Source organism: Pseudomonas sp. CM25 (genome assembly GCF_013179705.1).
In the GTDB taxonomy this organism is placed as follows: domain Bacteria; phylum Pseudomonadota; class Gammaproteobacteria; order Pseudomonadales; family Pseudomonadaceae; genus Aquipseudomonas.
In genome coordinates this window covers 1-15,065 of record NZ_JABMCW010000121.1, presented here as the reverse complement: position 1 = coordinate 15,065, position 15,065 = coordinate 1, and the positions used below count along the sequence as shown (strand labels likewise).

General features: G+C 63.4%; 16 protein-coding genes. 8 read left to right on the top strand and 8 right to left on the bottom strand.

Annotated features, from left to right (window positions below; all coding sequences use genetic code 11):
* The coding region (locus tag HP546_RS14635) for a TonB-dependent siderophore receptor (protein ID WP_172226533.1) at nucleotides 1-1,638 on the top strand (1,638 nt) is incomplete at its 5' end.
* A 100-nt stretch (nucleotides 1,639-1,738) separates the two neighbouring features.
* Here the strand turns inward: HP546_RS14635 and HP546_RS31400 are convergent.
* Together HP546_RS31400 and aguA are read right to left on the bottom strand one after the other, a co-directional pair.
* On the bottom strand, nucleotides 1,739-1,936 hold the full coding sequence (locus tag HP546_RS31400; protein WP_256676268.1) for a hypothetical protein: 198 nt from the start codon (nucleotides 1,934-1,936) through the stop codon (nucleotides 1,739-1,741).
* 183 nt (nucleotides 1,937-2,119) lie between these two features.
* A complete protein-coding gene (aguA, locus tag HP546_RS14630) occupies nucleotides 2,120-3,226 on the bottom strand; it encodes an agmatine deiminase (protein ID WP_172226530.1) in 1,107 nt (368 codons plus the stop codon).
* A gap of 267 nt (nucleotides 3,227-3,493) precedes the next feature.
* On the opposite strand from aguA, the gene rfbC reads away from it, so the two are divergent.
* From rfbC to HP546_RS14610, 4 genes are read left to right on the top strand one after another with little or no spacing between them, the layout of a single operon-like run.
* Entirely contained in the window at nucleotides 3,494-4,039 is a 546-nt protein-coding gene (rfbC, locus tag HP546_RS14625; RefSeq protein ID WP_172226527.1) for a dTDP-4-dehydrorhamnose 3,5-epimerase, read from the top strand.
* Between the two features lie 42 nt (nucleotides 4,040-4,081).
* Nucleotides 4,082-5,896, top strand: coding sequence for an ATP-binding protein (locus HP546_RS14620; protein ID WP_172226524.1), 1,815 nt, complete (start codon nucleotides 4,082-4,084; stop codon nucleotides 5,894-5,896).
* Nucleotides 5,893-7,302: a sigma-54 dependent transcriptional regulator gene (locus HP546_RS14615; protein WP_172226521.1), complete on the top strand. Its 1,410-nt coding sequence runs from the start codon at nucleotides 5,893-5,895 to the stop codon at nucleotides 7,300-7,302. Before HP546_RS14620 ends, HP546_RS14615 begins: the two co-directional genes overlap by 4 nt.
* Nucleotides 7,299-7,754 carry a YiiD C-terminal domain-containing protein gene (locus HP546_RS14610; protein ID WP_172226518.1) on the top strand — a complete coding sequence of 152 codons (456 nt, stop codon included), beginning with the start codon at nucleotides 7,299-7,301 and terminating at the stop codon, nucleotides 7,752-7,754. Before HP546_RS14615 ends, HP546_RS14610 begins: the two co-directional genes overlap by 4 nt.
* Nucleotides 7,755-7,892: 138 nt before the next feature.
* Here the strand turns inward: HP546_RS14610 and cysQ are convergent, their stop codons facing one another.
* Together cysQ and nudE are read right to left on the bottom strand one after the other, a co-directional pair.
* A complete protein-coding gene (gene cysQ / locus HP546_RS14605; protein ID WP_172226515.1) occupies nucleotides 7,893-8,711 on the bottom strand; it encodes a 3'(2'),5'-bisphosphate nucleotidase CysQ in 819 nt (272 codons plus the stop codon).
* Nucleotides 8,708-9,274, bottom strand: a complete 567-nt coding sequence (gene nudE, locus HP546_RS14600) for an ADP compounds hydrolase NudE (RefSeq protein ID WP_172226512.1) — start codon at nucleotides 9,272-9,274, stop codon at nucleotides 8,708-8,710. Before nudE ends, cysQ begins: the two co-directional genes overlap by 4 nt.
* A gap of 64 nt (nucleotides 9,275-9,338) precedes the next feature.
* Here nudE and yrfG point away from each other — a divergent pair, with 64 nt between their 5' ends.
* Complete coding sequence (gene yrfG / locus HP546_RS14595; protein ID WP_172226510.1) at nucleotides 9,339-10,001, top strand: GMP/IMP nucleotidase; 663 nt, start codon at nucleotides 9,339-9,341, stop codon at nucleotides 9,999-10,001.
* Between the two features lie 112 nt (nucleotides 10,002-10,113).
* On the opposite strand, the gene lysM is transcribed toward yrfG, so the two are convergent.
* Nucleotides 10,114-10,554, bottom strand: a complete 441-nt coding sequence (lysM, locus tag HP546_RS14590; protein WP_172226507.1) for a peptidoglycan-binding protein LysM — start codon at nucleotides 10,552-10,554, stop codon at nucleotides 10,114-10,116.
* Nucleotides 10,555-10,724: 170 nt separating this feature from the next.
* On the opposite strand from lysM, the gene fdhD reads away from it, so the two are divergent.
* Together fdhD and HP546_RS14580 are read left to right on the top strand one after the other, a co-directional pair.
* Entirely contained in the window at nucleotides 10,725-11,555 is an 831-nt protein-coding gene (gene fdhD, locus HP546_RS14585; protein ID WP_172226504.1) for a formate dehydrogenase accessory sulfurtransferase FdhD, read from the top strand.
* Between the two features lie 209 nt (nucleotides 11,556-11,764).
* A complete protein-coding gene (locus HP546_RS14580) occupies nucleotides 11,765-12,244 on the top strand; it encodes a glycine zipper domain-containing protein (protein ID WP_172226501.1) in 480 nt (159 codons plus the stop codon).
* Between the two features lie 56 nt (nucleotides 12,245-12,300).
* Here the strand turns inward: HP546_RS14580 and HP546_RS14575 are convergent, their stop codons facing one another.
* The 3 genes from HP546_RS14575 to HP546_RS14565 form a co-directional block, all read right to left on the bottom strand.
* A complete protein-coding gene (locus HP546_RS14575; protein WP_172226498.1) occupies nucleotides 12,301-12,741 on the bottom strand; it encodes a thioesterase family protein in 441 nt (146 codons plus the stop codon).
* Nucleotides 12,742-12,918: 177 nt separating this feature from the next.
* Entirely contained in the window at nucleotides 12,919-14,460 is a 1,542-nt protein-coding gene (locus HP546_RS14570; protein ID WP_172226495.1) for a phosphoenolpyruvate carboxykinase, read from the bottom strand.
* Nucleotides 14,461-14,639: 179 nt separating this feature from the next.
* On the bottom strand, nucleotides 14,640-15,065 hold a 426-nt coding region (locus HP546_RS14565), incomplete at its 5' end, for an Hsp33 family molecular chaperone HslO (RefSeq protein WP_172226492.1).

Below are 15,065 nucleotides of genomic sequence, written 5' to 3'. Positions count from 1 at the left end.
GTGCTGTATGGCCGTGGCAGCCAGGGCGGTATCGTCAACCGGGTCAGCAAGGCGCCGGAACAAGGGCGCCGCTCAACCCTCGAAGCACAGGCGGGCAGCGAAGACCTGCGCAGCCTGTACGCCGACCTCAGCACCGACCTCAGCGACACCGTCAGCCTGCGCCTGAACATGGGCAACCAGGACAACAACAGTTTCCTCGACGGCATCGATGGCAGCCGCCAGCTGTTCGCCCCCTCCATCAGCTGGCAGATCAACCCCGACCTGAACTGGCTGGTGCAGTACGAGTACAGCCGTTACAACCGCACACCCGACCGTGGCATCCCCGGGGTCAACGGCCGCCCGGCCGACGTCAGCCGCAGCACCACCTATGGCGACACCCACCGCGACTACATCGACGACCGCGCCCAGTCGCTGCGCTCGCGCCTGAACTACCAGCTGAACGAAACCTGGCAGCTGCGCCATACCCTGGGCCTGTTCAAGCTCGACAGCGAGTTCGACAACACTTACGTCACCGGCTACAACGCCAGCACTGACACCCTGACCCGCCAGCGCTGGCAGCAGGACCTGAACACCCGCAACCTGTTCAACAACCTGGAGGCCGAGGGCGACTTCGACACCTTGGGCCTGGAGCACAAGTTGCTGCTGGGCCTGGAGTTCGGCAACCAGAAGCGCGACCCGCTGCTGTACAGCGCCGGCAACCAGACGCTATCGGGCCTGGGCAAGCCCAGCCAGCCGCACAACGGCACGCTGACGGTCGCGAGCAACAACCACACTGTGGTCGACAGCCGCGGCCTTTACCTGCAGGACCAGATCCGCCTGAACGATCAGTGGCAGATCCTTGCCGGCGTGCGCTTCGACCAGTTCGAAGTGGAAACCACCAACAAGGAAAACTTCAGCGAACCGCAGGACAGCACCAGCACCAGCCCCCGCCTGGGCGTGGTCTACACCCCATGGCGCGATCATTCGTTCTACGCCTCGTGGAGCAAGACCTTCTCGCCAGTAGGCGGTGGACTGATCGGCATCACCCCGGGCGCGCCGGGCAACACCAACGACACCAAGCCGGAGGAAACCCGGCAGAAGGAAATCGGGGTGAAAAGCGAATGGCTGGACCAGCGCCTCAGCACCACCCTCGCCGTCTATGAGCTGGAGCTGTACAACCGTCGCACCCGCGACGCCAACGACCCGCAAGTCATCCTGCTCAGCGGCTTGCAGCGTTCGCGCGGCATCGAGCTGACGGCAACCGGCAACATCGTCGGCAACTGGTATGTACGCGGCGGCATCGGCCTGCAGGATGCGATCATCGTCAAGGACAACAATGGCCAGGAAGGCAACCGCATCAACGATGTGGCCAAGCGCAACGGCAGCCTGTTCGTGACCTGGAAACCGGAGCTGGGCTGGTATGCCGAAACCGGTCTGACACTGGTCGGCGAGCGTTACGCGGACAACCAGAACACCACAGTGCTGCCGGGCTATGGCCGCTGGGATGCGCTGGCGGGGTATCGCACGCATGACTGGGATGTGCGGGCGGCGCTGAGCAACATTGCCGACAAGACCTACTACAGTTCGGCGACCAGTGCGGCGCAGATCCAGGTGGGTGACCCGCGTAGCCTGGTGGTGACGGGCAGTTACAGCTTCTGATCGTTATTGGCTGTGCCGGTCTCCTCGTGGGCAAACCCGCTCCTGTTTCTGTGGGAGCGGCTTCAGCCGCGAAGAGGCCGGCACAGGGTGAACCGATCGATCAGTGCCACACCGCCATCAGCGCCTGCATCTCTGCCTCGCTGATCAGCCCTTGGGGGTAGCGTCCGGCAAGCAGACGTCGTGGGTCGGTCGTCCTGACCCTGATGCATCCATGGTGTTTCAGCCACGTCGCCACAACCCTGAGCGATCGGTGATTCACTGCTGATGGGCGCAAAGCCGACTCACTTGCTGCGTTCATTTCTCCAAGTACTCCCTGGCCCGTGAGCGGCTAATTTACGTAAGTATTGTTACAGATCCGAGAGCCCGGCCTGGCCAAGCTATCTATCTGAAAACAATACAAAACATATGCCAAAACGGGCTGCCGGGCGTCGCAGAAAAAAAAGCCCGTCACCAGGACGGGCTACTTTCTAACAGCTTCTTTTCAGCGCTTGATCGGCGCTGGCTGCTGTTGGGTCAGGCAATGGATGTTGCCCCCACCCAGCAACAATTCACGGCCGGGGATCATCACCACTTCGTGATCAGGGAAGATTTGCGCCAGGATCGCTCTGGCTTCGGCATCTGCCGGGTCGTCGAAGCTTGGCGCGATGATGCCGCCGTTGACGATCAGGAAGTTCACGTACGAGCCAGCCAGGCGTACCGACGGGTCACGCTCCTGGCTGCCAGCCACCTGATCGACACCGTCACACTCTTCGGCGGTGGCGAACAACGGGCCAGGAATCGGCATCTTGTGCACGATGAACTCACGGCCCTTGGCGTCGCGGGTATTCTTCAACACCTTCATGGCCGCATGGCAGCGGGCGTAGTTGGGGTCGTTGGAATCATCGGTCCAGGCCAGTAACACTTCGCCTGGGCGCACGTAACAGCAGAAGTTGTCGACGTGGCCGTCGGTTTCATCGTTGTACAGGCCATCCGGCAGCCAGACCACGGTGTCGACCGCCAGTTGCTCGCGCAGCACCGCTTCGATCTGCTCGCGGCCAAGGTGCGGGTTGCGGTTGCGGTTGAGCAGGCATTCCTCGGTGGTGATCACGGTGCCTTCACCGTCCACGTGGATCGAGCCGCCTTCGAGCACGAAGCCTTCGGTGTGGTAACGCTGGCAACGCTCCATTTCCAGAACCTTGGCCGCCAGCTCCTCGTCGCGGTTCCACGGTGCGTACAGGCCGCCCTCGAAGCCGCCCCAGGCATTGAAACCCCAGTCCACGCCGCGCACTTCACCTTGGTCGTTGATGACGAAGGTCGGCCCGGTGTCACGCACCCAGGCGTCGTCGTTGCTGATTTCGACCACCCGAATGTTAGGCTGATCAAGCTGGCGACGGGCGTTTTCGTACTGGCCGGCAGAGGCTGCGACAGTCACCGGCTCGAAGCGGGCAATGGCCTTGGCCAGTGTTACGTGGGCAGCTTGCGCCGGCTTGCCGCCCAGGCGCCAGTTGTCCGGGCGCTCCGGCCAGACCATCCACACCTGGGTTTGCGGCGCCCACTCGGCGGGCATGTGGAAACCATCGGCACGGGGCGTGGAATTGAGGGTTTTCATGGGTAACCTCTGTGATGGCCCTGAGCCTGGATGTGCCGGGGCAATCGTCATTTTATAACCGATACATATCGATATTTAAAGCCCGTGCATCGGGGAATTTCGACTTAAACTGCAAAATAAAGCCGATAACAATCGACAGAAAACCGCCTGCTCCAGCACCTCGACGGGTCTGCCATCCACCATAGCCACACCTTGTGCATCCTGTTCAATCGCCGTGGGGTAGACTGCAGCGAGGCCAATACTTGGGCAATCGGACAGCGAGCCGCCATGGACATCATTCCTACCGCAATCCCCGAAGTGCTGATCATCGAGCCAAAGGTTTTCGGTGACAGCCGTGGTTTTTTCTTCGAGGCGTTCAACGCCCGTGAGTTCGCACGGCAGACCGGCTTGAATGTCGCGTTCGTGCAGGACAATCATTCGCGGTCCATCAAAGGGGTACTGCGCGGGTTGCACTATCAGGTGGAAAACACCCAAGGCAAGCTGGTGCGCGTGGTGCAGGGCGAAATCCGTGATATCGCTGTGGATGTGCGCCAAAGCTCGCCAACCTTCGGCCAGTGGGTCGCCGTGCACCTGTCGGCCGACAACCACCGTCAGCTGTGGATTCCACCAGGCTTCGCCCATGGCTTTGCGGTGATGAGCGAATCGGCCGAGTTCCTCTACAAGACCACTGACTACTACAACCCCAGCGCCGACCGCTGTATCCGCTGGGACGATCCGCAGCTGGACATCGACTGGGGCCTGCAGCAGCCACCGTTGCTGTCGGACAAGGACAAGGTCGGCCTGCCGCTGGCAGAGGCGGAACTGCTGCCTTAACTAGCGCATAATTGCGTCAGACTTTTCTGGCGCATTGATCTGATGATTGCAAAACCCACGCCTCCACGCCGTCCCCGCTGGCGCAGCCTGGCCCTGCTGGCGCTGTGCCTGGCCCCGTTGCTGTGGCCATTGCACCATCTGGCCGAACGTTACTACCAGGACGAACTGGCCTCGCAGAACCGCCAGACTCTCGACCTGTACGTCGCCAACCTGCTCGGCACCCTGCACCGCTACGAAACCTTGCCGCAGATCCTCGGCGACCTGCCGGCGCTGCGGGGTGTACTTGACGACCCGTTTCGCCTGGAAGCCGTGACCAATGCCAACCGATTGCTGAAGGGCATCGTGCAGCAGACCGGTGCCGAAGTGATGTACCTGATGGATGTCAGCGGCAACACTCTGGCGGCCTCCAACTGGGACAAGCACGACAGCTTCGTCGGCCGCAATTTCGCCTTCCGCCCCTACTTCAACGAGGCCATGGCCGGCCGCCTGGGCCGTTTCTTCGGCCAGGGCACCACCTCGGCCAAGCGCGGCTATTTCTTTGCCGCCGCCGTGCATGACCGCGAGCGCATCGTCGGCGTACTGGTGGTCAAGGTCGACCTCGACCACACCGAGACCCTGTGGGGTCGCACCCCCGAACAGCTGTTGCTGACCGATCACAATGGCGTGGTCATTCTCACCTCGCGCCCGGACTGGCGCTTCCGTGCCACCCGTGCGCTGACCGAAGCCGAGCGCCAGGCCATCATCGCCATCCAGCCCTACCCGACCCAGGCACCACAACCGCTGATGCTCAACCCCGATGCCTGGCTAACCCAGACCCGCGACATCAAGGAAACCGGCTGGCAGGTGAGCATCCTTGCCCCGCGCATGCTGGTCGACCGCTCGGTGCAGACGGTGATGGCGATCGGCGCCGGCACCCTGCTGGTAGTGATGCTGCTGGCCGGCCTGGTGATGCAGCGGCGCCGCCATTACATCGACCGCATCGACTTCGAGGCGCGTGGCCGCCAGCAGCTGGAAAAGCGCGTGGTTGAGCGCACCGCCGACCTTGAAGGCCTGAATACCCGGCTCAAGCGTGCCGTGCTGGAGCGCGAGAACGCCCAGCAGGAGGCGGTGCGTGCCCAGGACGAGCTGGTGCAGGCCGGCAAGCTTTCGGTGCTCGGTACCATGTCGGCCAGCATCAGCCATGAGCTCAACCAGCCGCTGGCCGCCATCCGCAGCTACGCGGAAAACGCCGAAGTGCTGCTGGACCACCAGCGCACCGAAGACGCCCGCGGCAACCTCAAGCTGATCGGCGAACTGACCGGGCGCATGGCCTCGATCATTGCCCACCTGCGCGCCTTCGCCCGCCGCGACCGACATGCGCCGGAAAGCGTGGCGTTGCAGCCGGCTCTGGACGATGCCCTGGCGCTGCTGGCCAAGCGTCGCCGGGCAATGGCCGTAGAGCTGATCCGCGACCTGCCGGAAGCCACCTTGTGGGTGCAGGCCGGTGAAACCCGCCTGCGCCAGGTGCTCGGCAACCTGCTGGCCAACGCCCTCGACGCCCTCACCGAAAAGGCCAACCCGCGCCGCCTGTGGCTAAGTGCCGAGCAGCGCGATGGCTGCGTCTACCTGTACATCCGCGACAACGGCCCCGGCTTCAGCCGCCAGGCCCTGGAGCAGGCCAAGGAGCCGTTCTTCACCACCAAGACCAGCACTCAAGGCTTGGGCCTGGGCTTGGCCATCTGCGAAAGCCTGATGCGCGCCCTGGGCGGTGAACTGCTGCTGGCCAACCACCCGGAAGGTGGCGCGCTGCTGACCTTGCAGCTGCGTGTGGCTGCGCCTGGCGCTACTTTGCCCAATTCGGAGGACTCCTCGGCATGACCACCGAGACACAGATCGACAACCAGGCCCAGGTCATTCTGGTCGACGATGACCCGCACCTGCGCCAGGCCCTGAGCCAGACCCTGGATCTGGCCGGCCTCAAGGTGGTCGCCCTGGCCGATGCCCAAGGCCTGGCCGACCGTATCGAGGCCGACTGGCCGGGGGTGGTGGTCAGCGATATCCGCATGCCGGGCATCGATGGCCTGCAACTGCTGGAGCAACTGCACGCCCGCGACAGCGAACTGCCGGTGCTGCTGATAACCGGCCACGGCGATGTGCCGTTGGCCGTGCAGGCGATGCGCGCCGGGGCCTACGACTTCCTGGAAAAACCCTTTGCCAGCGACGCCCTGCTCGACAGCGTGCGCCGCGCCCTGGCCCTGCGCCGGCTGGTGCTGGACAACCGCAGCCTGCGCCTGGCCCTGAGCGACCGCCAGCAACTGGCCACCCGCCTGGTCGGCCACTCACCCGCCATGCAGCGCCTTCGCGAGCAGATCGGCGCCTTGGCCGGGACCCGCGCCGATGTGCTGATCCTGGGCGAGACCGGCGCCGGGAAAGAAGTAGTGGCCCGCGCCCTGCACGACCTGTCCAGCCGCCGTGATGGGCCATTCGTGGCGATCAACGCTGGCGCGCTGGCCGAGTCGGTGGTCGAGAGCGAACTGTTCGGCCATGAGCCCGGCGCGTTCACCGGTGCGCAAAAACGCCGCATCGGCAAGTTCGAGTTCGCCAACGGCGGCACGCTGTTCCTCGACGAAATCGAGAGCATGAGCCTGGACGTGCAAGTAAAACTGCTGCGCATGCTGCAGGAACGGGTGGTCGAGCGCCTGGGCGGCAACCAGTTGATCCCGCTGGATATCCGCATCATTGCCGCGACCAAGGAAGACCTGCGCCAGTCCGCCGACCAGGGGCGCTTCCGCGCCGACTTGTACTACCGCCTGAACGTGGCGCCGCTGCGTATTCCGGCGCTGCGCGAGCGCGGCGATGACATTCTGGTGCTGTTCCAGCATTTCGCCGACGCCGCCAGCCAACGCCACGGCCTGCCGCCGCATGCGTTGCAGCCGGCGCAGCGCGCGCTGCTGCTGCGCCATACCTGGCCGGGTAACGTGCGCGAGCTGCAAAACGCCGCCGAGCGCTTCGCCCTTGGTCTGGAACTGGCCCTGGACAGCCAGGCGCCACCGGCGGCAACGCCTTCGGCAGCGGTACCGCGCGGTAACCTGAGCGAGCAGGTCGAGCAGTTCGAACGCTCGCTGATCGCTGCCGAACTGGCCCAGCCGCACAGCTCCATGCGCAGCCTCGCCGAGGCGCTGGGCATCCCGCGCAAGACCCTTCACGACAAGCTGCGCAAGCATGCGCTGAGCTTCGAGGGCGGCAGCGGCGGGCATGATGATCAAGAGGACCACCGTCAATGAGCAGCGATACCCGGTACCTGCAGTCCGTACTGCACAGCGACATCCCCCTGACCCGTGAAATGGGCCTGGAAGTGATCGATTGGCAGCAGCACACCCTGCGCCTGCAATTGCCATTGGCGGCCAACGTCAACCACAAGAGCACCATGTTCGGCGGCAGCCTGTACTGCGCGGCGGTGCTGGTGGGCTGGGGCTGGTTGCACCTGCGCCTGCGCGAGCTGGGGATCGATGACGGGCATATCGTCATCCACGAAGGGCAGATCAGTTATCCGCTGCCGGTGACCGGTGCGGCGGTTGCGCGGTGTGCAGCGCCGGATGAGAAGGCCTGGGAGCGGTTCCTGGCCATGTACCAGCGCCGCGGGCGGGCGCGGCTGATGCTGGAGACCACAGTGAGCAATGCCGGGAGTGACGAGCCGGCGGTCAGGTTCAGTGGGCAGTACGTGCTGCACCGCTGAGGCGAAGCGACCACTGGGGTGGATGGCACCGGCTTTGCCGGTGATCGCGGCTGAAGCCGCTCCCACAGGGATCGCATCAGGGCTGACAGGTGCTTGTCGCGGCATTTGCCGCTTCCGCAGCCCCTCCTGCAACCGCTGCTAGATCAGCTTCAGAAAGGCCTGGCGCCAGCTTGCAGCGGCCGGCAACGCCAGGAAAAACGGGTTCAGCAACGTCTCACGCGGCGGATACCGGAAAGGCAGGCCATCAACCCCGATCACCTCGCCACCTGCCCCTTCCACCACGCCCTGCGCCGCCGCAGTATCCCACTGTGAAGTCGGCGCGAGCCGCGGATAGCAATCGGCGCTGCCCTCGGCCAACAGGCAGAATTTCAACGAACTGCCAATATTGGCCAGCTCCAGCTCACCCACCGCAGCCCCCAAACCCGCCAGCAGCGCTTCCTGCTCCGGGCTGGAATGCCGACGGCTGGCCACCACGGTAAAACGCTCGCCCGGCGGCGGCGCGTTGCGCACTTGGATAGGCTGCGCGACCTCACCCGCCTCCGCACGCCAGGCGCCCAGCTCACGCCCACCGAAATAGCAGCGCCCGTTGGTCGGCATCGACACCACGCCAAACACCACCTCGCCGTTTTCGACCAGGGCGATGTTGACGGTGAACTCCTCGCTGCCGGCGATGAACTCCTTGGTGCCGTCCAGCGGATCGACCAGCCACCATCGGCTCCAGCCCTGGCGCTCGGCCAACGGAATGTTGCAGTCCTCTTCCGACAGGACCGGAATTTGCGGCGCCAGTGCCTGCAGCCCGTCCGCAATTACCCGGTGCGCCGCCAGGTCGGCAGCAGTCACCGGCGAATCGTCGGCCTTGGTGATCACAGCCACATCGGCACGCCAGAACGGCAGGATGGCCTCACCCGCCGACAGCGCCAGCTTGACCACTTCATGCATCAGTTGCTGGTCGTTCATGCGTCCATCAACCCCCGCTGGATCAGCAGGTCCCGGGCCAGGTACAGCGCCGCCAGCGCACGCCCCTCGGTGAACTGCGGGTGCATGGCCAGCGCCGACAGCTCACGCAGGTTCACTTTGTCGACCCGCATCGGCTCCGGCTCGTCGCCTTCCAGGCGCTCTTCATACAGGTCGGTGGCCAGCACCACCTGGATCTTCTGGCTCATGTAGCCCGGGGACAGCGACAGCTCGGTCAGGTGCTCCAGCTGGCGAGCACCAAAACCGGCCTCTTCCTTGAGCTCCCGATCAGCCGCCGCCAACACATCCTCGCCCGGCTCGATCAGGCCCTTGGGCAACGACAGCTCGTATTCGTCAGTGCCGCCACAATATTCTTCCACCAGTACGGCGTGCTCGGCATCGAGCATGGCCACGATCATCACCGCGCCATAGCCGTTGCCCCGGCCCACCAGGCGCTCATAGGTGCGCTCGGTGCCGTTGCTGAAGCGCAATTGCACGGCTTCGACGCGGAACAGGCGGCTGCTGGCGACGATTTCGCGGCTGAGTACGGTGGGTTTCTGGCGCATGGGGCGGCTCCTTGGCGTGAACGGGTTACTATACCGTGGCTTGCCGACTGAACGAGAGTTTCCCATGCCTGTTCTTCCCTGGTCTGACATCGATACCGTCCTGCTGGACATGGACGGTACCCTGCTCGACCTGCATTACGACAACCGCTTCTGGCTGCACCACCTGCCCCAGCGCTACGCCGAGCTGCATGGTGTGAGCCGGGCCATGGCAGAAATGGAGCTGCAGCCGCTGTTCGAGCGCAATGCCGGCACGCTGAACTGGTATTGCCTGGACTTCTGGAGCCGCGAACTGCGCCTGCCGATTCGCGAGCTGAAACAGGAAATTGCCCACCTGATCGCCCTGCGCCCGGATGCCGATACGTTTCTGGCAGCCATCCGCCAGGCGGGCAAGCGCGTGGTGATGATCACCAATGCCCACCGCGATTCGCTGTCGTTGAAGCTGGAGCGGGTGGAGCTGGCGCCGTACTTCGAGCGGCTGATCAGCTCGCACGACTACGGCTACCCCAAGGAAAGCCCGCAGTTCTGGGATGCGCTGCAGGCGGATATCGGCTTCGAGCCGGCGCGCAGCCTGTTCATCGACGACACCCTGGCGATTCTGCGCAGTGCCCGGCGTTTCGGCGTGGGGCATCTGCTGGCGGTGCGCCAGCCGGATAGCCAGGCAGCGCTGCGGGATACCGAGGAGTTTGCGGCGGTCGAGGACTACCGGGAGTTGTTGGCAGGCCTGTGAGGCCCTCTTCGCGGGTGAACCCGCTCCCACAGGTATAGCGCCCCATTTACGGTTGGCGCTGTACGTGTGGGAGCGGGTTTACCCGCGAATGGGCCGGCACGGGCAGTAGGGATTACTCAGGAATGCGCAGCACCTGCCCCGGGTAGATCTTGTCCGGATGCGACAGCATCGGTTTGTTCGCCTCGAAGATCTTGTTGTACTCATTGGCGTTGCCATAGACGACCACGGAGATGGCCGACAGCGTGTCACCCTTCTTCACCGTGACGAACCTTGCCGCTTTCACCACCGGCCCGGTCACAGTGATCTGGTCATCGACACTGGCCACCCCATTGATGTTGCCCGCTGCCAGGATGATCTTCTCTTTCTCCTCCTGGCTGGCCACTTCACCCTTGAGGATGATCTTGTCTCCGTCTACGGTGGCCGTGATGTTGGGGTTGCCCAGGCCGACACTTTCCACGTGTTTCTTCAGCTGTTCCTCGGCGTTGGCGTTGCCGGGGGTCAGCAGGTCGATCAACTTCTCGCCGGCTTCCTTCACGAAACTGAACAGACTCATAGCGCTCTCCTTGTTGTCGAGACCTCGGACTCAGCAGTCTAGGCCAGCTTTTCCCCTGGCGCCCCTCTGCATCCCATCGACGCGGTCTATCAAGGCATAGAGCCTGGCGACTAGACGCCGCCGGCCCGCGAGCCTAGGCTGGTGCTATCAGAAAGCAGCCGACAGCCCAGATGAACAGCAAGCCTCCGGTGTGCACGGCCTCCTTGCCCTTGGCCATGCCTGCCGCCAGCAATACCTACGATTATGTCCAGCTCAGCGACGGCGAACGCGACCGTACCCCGCTGGCTGAAGAAGTGGCCCTGGCCATCGCCTACAACGGGCTAAACCAAGCGGTGATGCTGGTCAGCCCCACCGACCTGGAAGACTTTGCCGTCGGTTTCAGCGTCGGCAGCGGCATTGTCGAAGGCACCGCAGAAATCTACGACCTGAAACTCTCCGGCAACGGCTCGGCGATGTATGCCGAACTGGAAATATCCAGCCGGGCATTCTGGAACCTGAAAAACCAGCGCCGTCAGCTGGCCGGCACCAGTGGCTGCGGGCTGTGCGGGGTCGAAGCCCTGGAGCAGGCCCTGCCGGAACTGGCCGAGCTGCCCGGCGCGCCCTTGCCGCCAGCGCAATGGCTGGCCGGCTTGCGTGAGCGCATCGATGCCTTCCAGCCGCTGGGCCAACATTGCGGCGCCGTGCATGCGGCGCTGTTCATGGACCGCGAGGGCCAGCTGCTGATCGGCCGCGAGGACATCGGCCGGCACAACGCCCTCGACAAGCTGATCGGCGCCCTGTTGCGCCAGGGCATCGACAGCCAGGGCGGCCTGGCCATCGTCACCAGCCGCTGCAGCCTGGAGCTGATCCAGAAAGTACTGCGCGCCGGTATCCAGACCCTGGTCAGCCTGTCGGCGCCCACCGGGCTTGCCCTGCAATGGGCGCGCAAGCACAACCTCAACCTTATCCACTTGCCCAAGCACAGCGCACCGCGGGTCTATAGCCCAGCGGCGCTATCGTGATTGCCTGCACCAAAAACGAGAAAAGCCCTGTTCCATTGCGGTTCAGGGCTTCATCATAAAGGTCTCAGACAGCCGAAAATCGATTAAGTTTCACAGCAAATACAGTAACTTAGAGAATTGTGTACAACTCGTGTTACTCGTCGGATTTCAATTGCCAGCCGGGCCCCATGGCGTCAAATTCGCCTCGTCATCCCTATGAGGCTCTCTTGATGAAGAAGTACTCCTCGATTTTGTTGTTGTCTTTCAGCTTGCTCAGCGGCGTTGCCATGGCAGGCGGCAATACCGAGGCCGGCATTGGCGGCGCATTGGGTGGGGTACTCGGCTCCGTAGTGGGCAACTCCATCGGCGGCAGCACCGGCGGCGCCATTGGTGCCGGCCTGGGCGGCGCGGCCGGCGGTGCCCTGGGTGCCGACAAACGCCAGCGCGGTGAGGCTGCAATCGGCGGCGCACTGGGCGCTGCAGGCGGCAACGTGGTCGGTCGCTCGGTGGGCGGCACCACTGGTAGCTACATTGGTGCAGCCGCAGGCGGCGGTGCCGGTGGCGCGCTCGGCAACTACATGGGCAACAAGGCCGATGAAGACGAGCGCCATGACGACCGCCGCTACCGTCGTGGTTACGACGACCGTCGTCACTACGACCGTGGCCACCACTATGGCCACCGCAAGCACAAGCGCCACTGGCGCGACTGATACCTCGGGTTGATACCCAGGTAGCCAAAAGCCCCGCCCTTCATGGCGGGGCTTTTTCATGCCTGCGGGGCGAGTTGCAGCCCGGCAAGAATGCCCTGAAGCACCTCTGGCAGCTGTACCGGCCGGCCACTTGCGCGCTCGATGAACACCTGCACCACCGTGCCCGCAGCGCAGGCATCCGCTTCGCCTGGACGATACAGCGCCAGACGGTACTCCACCGTACTGCCGGCCAGGCGCGTTATGCCCAGGCCCACTTCCAGCACGTCGGGGAAACCCGGCAGGGCGAAGTAATCCGCCGCAGAACTGACCACAAAAGCCGCCAGCTCGCCATCACGCAGGTCCAGCTCGGCCTGCTCGACGAGAAAAGCCTGGATGGCGGTTTCGAAAAAACCATGCACGGTGGCACCGGCGATATGGCCGTTGACGTCGTTGTCCTGCGGGCGGGTGAGGATGGGGTGAAAGTGGGAGAAGGCAGTGCGCTGAGGGGATTCGATCATCTGGCTGGCTCATGTCATCGCAATGAATGCTGACAGTGAAACAGAAATTCCAGACGTTGGCTGCCTGCACGGGCCCTTTCGCGGCGATCCGATTTACCCGCGAAAGGGCCCGTGCAGGCAACAGAATGCAAAAAGCCGCCCCTTGGGGGCGGCTCTCTCTTTGCAGCTGGGTATAGCTTACAGCTGCGGACCAGCGGCCTTGATGGCGTCGGAAACTTCGAACTTCTTGAAGTTTTCGATGAACAGCTTGGCGAGGCCTTGGGCGGCTGCGTCGTACGCAGCTTTGTCAGCCCAGTTGGTGCGCGGGTTGAGCAGCTCGGTATCAACGCCCGGAACAGCCTTCGGCACGTCCAGGTTGATGATATCCAGGTGCTCGGTTTCGGCACCCACCAGCGCACCGCTCTGGATCGCAGCGATCACGGCACGGGTGGTCGGGATGCTGAAGCGCTTGCCAACGCCGTAGCCACCGCCGGTCCAGCCGGTGTTGACCAGGTAGACCTTGGAGTTGAAGCCATTGATACGCTTGATCAGCAGCTCGGCGTATTCGCCAGCCGGGCGCGGGAAGAACGGTGCGCCGAAGCAGGTGGAGAAGGTGGACTTGATGCCGCCGCCCGAACCCATTTCGGTGGAACCGACCAGCGCGGTATAGCCGGACAGGAAGTGGTAAGCCGCCTGCTCGTTGTTCAGGATCGAAACCGGAGGCAGAACACCAGTCAGGTCGCAGGTCAGGAAGATGACTGCGTTCGGCTCGCCGCCCAGGTTCGCTTCGGAACGCTTGGCAACGTGCTCCAGCGGGTAGGCCGCACGGCTGTTCTGGGTCAGGCTGACATCGGTGTAGTCGGCGTGCTGATTGGCGTCGAGCACCACGTTTTCCAGTACGGCGCCATGCTTGATGGCTTTCCAGATCACCGGCTCGTTCTTCTCGGACAGGTCGATGCACTTGGCATAGCAGCCGCCTTCCATATTGAAGACAACGCCTTCGCCCCAACCGTGCTCGTCGTCACCGATCAGGTAACGGCTTTCGTCGGCCGACAGGGTGGTCTTGCCAGTGCCGGACAGGCCGAAGAACAGGGTCACATCGCCTTCTTCGCCGATGTTGGCAGCGCAGTGCATCGGCAGCACGTCGGCAGCCGGCAGCAGGAAGTTCTGCACCGAGAACATGGCTTTCTTCATTTCGCCGGCGTAACGCATGCCTGCGATCAACACCTTCTTCGCGGCGAAGTTGATGATGACGCAACCGTCGGAGTTGGTGCCGTCACGCTCAGGCTCGCAAACGAAGTTGGCGACGTTGAGGACCTGCCACTGGTCGCGGCCAGCCGGGTTGAACTGCTCCGGGTTGATGAACAGGCAACGGCCGAACAGGTTCTGCCAGGCAGTCTGGGTGGTCATCTTCACCGGCAGGTAGTGCTCGGCTGCAGCCCCTACGTGAACGTAGGAAACGAAGTGATCCTGGGCGTTGTTGAACGCCTCGACGCGGTCCCACAGGGCATCGAACTTGTCGGCCGGGAACTTGCGGTTGATCGGGCCCCAGGAGATGGCGTCCTGGGTGGAAGGTTCTTCGACGATGAAACGGTCAGCCGGCGAACGGCCAGTACGGTGACCAGTCTCCACGACCAGTGCGCCAGTATCGGCTAGTACGCCTTCACCGCGTTGCAGCGCTTCTTTTACCAGCTCATCGACGCTCAGGTCGGTGTACACGGTGTTGTTGGCTTGCGTCATGAGATACCCCATCCGGCCCGAGGCCGAGTGCTCCAAACGTTTTGTAGTTGTCTTGAAAAAACTACTACAGCGAAAAAAGTGGCCGGATTATGCCAGAAAAGCCCAAAAAAAGTAGGCCCCTCCTGTCAGAACTGCGCTTTTGCGCAATTCGACGGGAGATTGTCCTGAGCTTAAACGTTTCAGTGACGAGTTTCTGAGGCCACGTCGGTGCCACCACCCGCAAACAGTTGCGCCACGTCGCTTTCATCGAAGAAATAGCGCTGATTACAGAACTGGCAATCAATCTCCACCTGCCCGTTGCACTCTTTGACGAGCGCCTTGGCGTCATGTTCGCCCAGACTGACCAGCGCATTACCGGAGCGCTCGCGCGAGCAGCTGCAGTTGAAGCGCAGCGGCTGGATGTCGAACAGGCGCACGGCGTCTTCGTGGTACAGGCGGTGCAGCAGGGTTTCGTTACCCTCGGCCCATTCCTCTGGCTTGAGGGTCTTGGCCAGGGCGATCACGTGCTGCCAGCTGTCTTCGCGCTCTTCGTCGTCAGGCTGGCGATCACGCGGCAACTGCTGCAGCAGCAGGCCACGGGCCTTGCCGTTTTCAGCGTTGAGCCA

Excerpts from the sequence above, each read along its gene's own strand:
- HP546_RS31400 (WP_256676268.1), bottom strand. The coding sequence starts at position 1,936 with ATGAACGCAGCAAGTGAGTCGGCTTTGCGCCCATCAGCAGTGAATCAC.
- aguA (WP_172226530.1), bottom strand. The coding sequence starts at position 3,226 with ATGAAAACCCTCAATTCCACGCCCCGTGCCGATGGTTTCCACATGCCC.
- rfbC (WP_172226527.1), top strand. The coding sequence starts at position 3,494 with ATGGACATCATTCCTACCGCAATCCCCGAAGTGCTGATCATCGAGCCA.
- HP546_RS14620 (WP_172226524.1), top strand. The coding sequence starts at position 4,082 with ATGATTGCAAAACCCACGCCTCCACGCCGTCCCCGCTGGCGCAGCCTG.
- HP546_RS14615 (WP_172226521.1), top strand. The coding sequence starts at position 5,893 with ATGACCACCGAGACACAGATCGACAACCAGGCCCAGGTCATTCTGGTC.
- HP546_RS14610 (WP_172226518.1), top strand. The coding sequence starts at position 7,299 with ATGAGCAGCGATACCCGGTACCTGCAGTCCGTACTGCACAGCGACATC.
- cysQ (WP_172226515.1), bottom strand. The coding sequence starts at position 8,711 with ATGAACGACCAGCAACTGATGCATGAAGTGGTCAAGCTGGCGCTGTCG.
- nudE (WP_172226512.1), bottom strand. The coding sequence starts at position 9,274 with ATGCGCCAGAAACCCACCGTACTCAGCCGCGAAATCGTCGCCAGCAGC.
- yrfG (WP_172226510.1), top strand. The coding sequence starts at position 9,339 with ATGCCTGTTCTTCCCTGGTCTGACATCGATACCGTCCTGCTGGACATG.
- lysM (WP_172226507.1), bottom strand. The coding sequence starts at position 10,554 with ATGAGTCTGTTCAGTTTCGTGAAGGAAGCCGGCGAGAAGTTGATCGAC.
- fdhD (WP_172226504.1), top strand. The coding sequence starts at position 10,725 with ATGAACAGCAAGCCTCCGGTGTGCACGGCCTCCTTGCCCTTGGCCATG.
- HP546_RS14580 (WP_172226501.1), top strand. The coding sequence starts at position 11,765 with ATGAAGAAGTACTCCTCGATTTTGTTGTTGTCTTTCAGCTTGCTCAGC.
- HP546_RS14575 (WP_172226498.1), bottom strand. The coding sequence starts at position 12,741 with ATGATCGAATCCCCTCAGCGCACTGCCTTCTCCCACTTTCACCCCATC.
- HP546_RS14570 (WP_172226495.1), bottom strand. The coding sequence starts at position 14,460 with ATGACGCAAGCCAACAACACCGTGTACACCGACCTGAGCGTCGATGAG.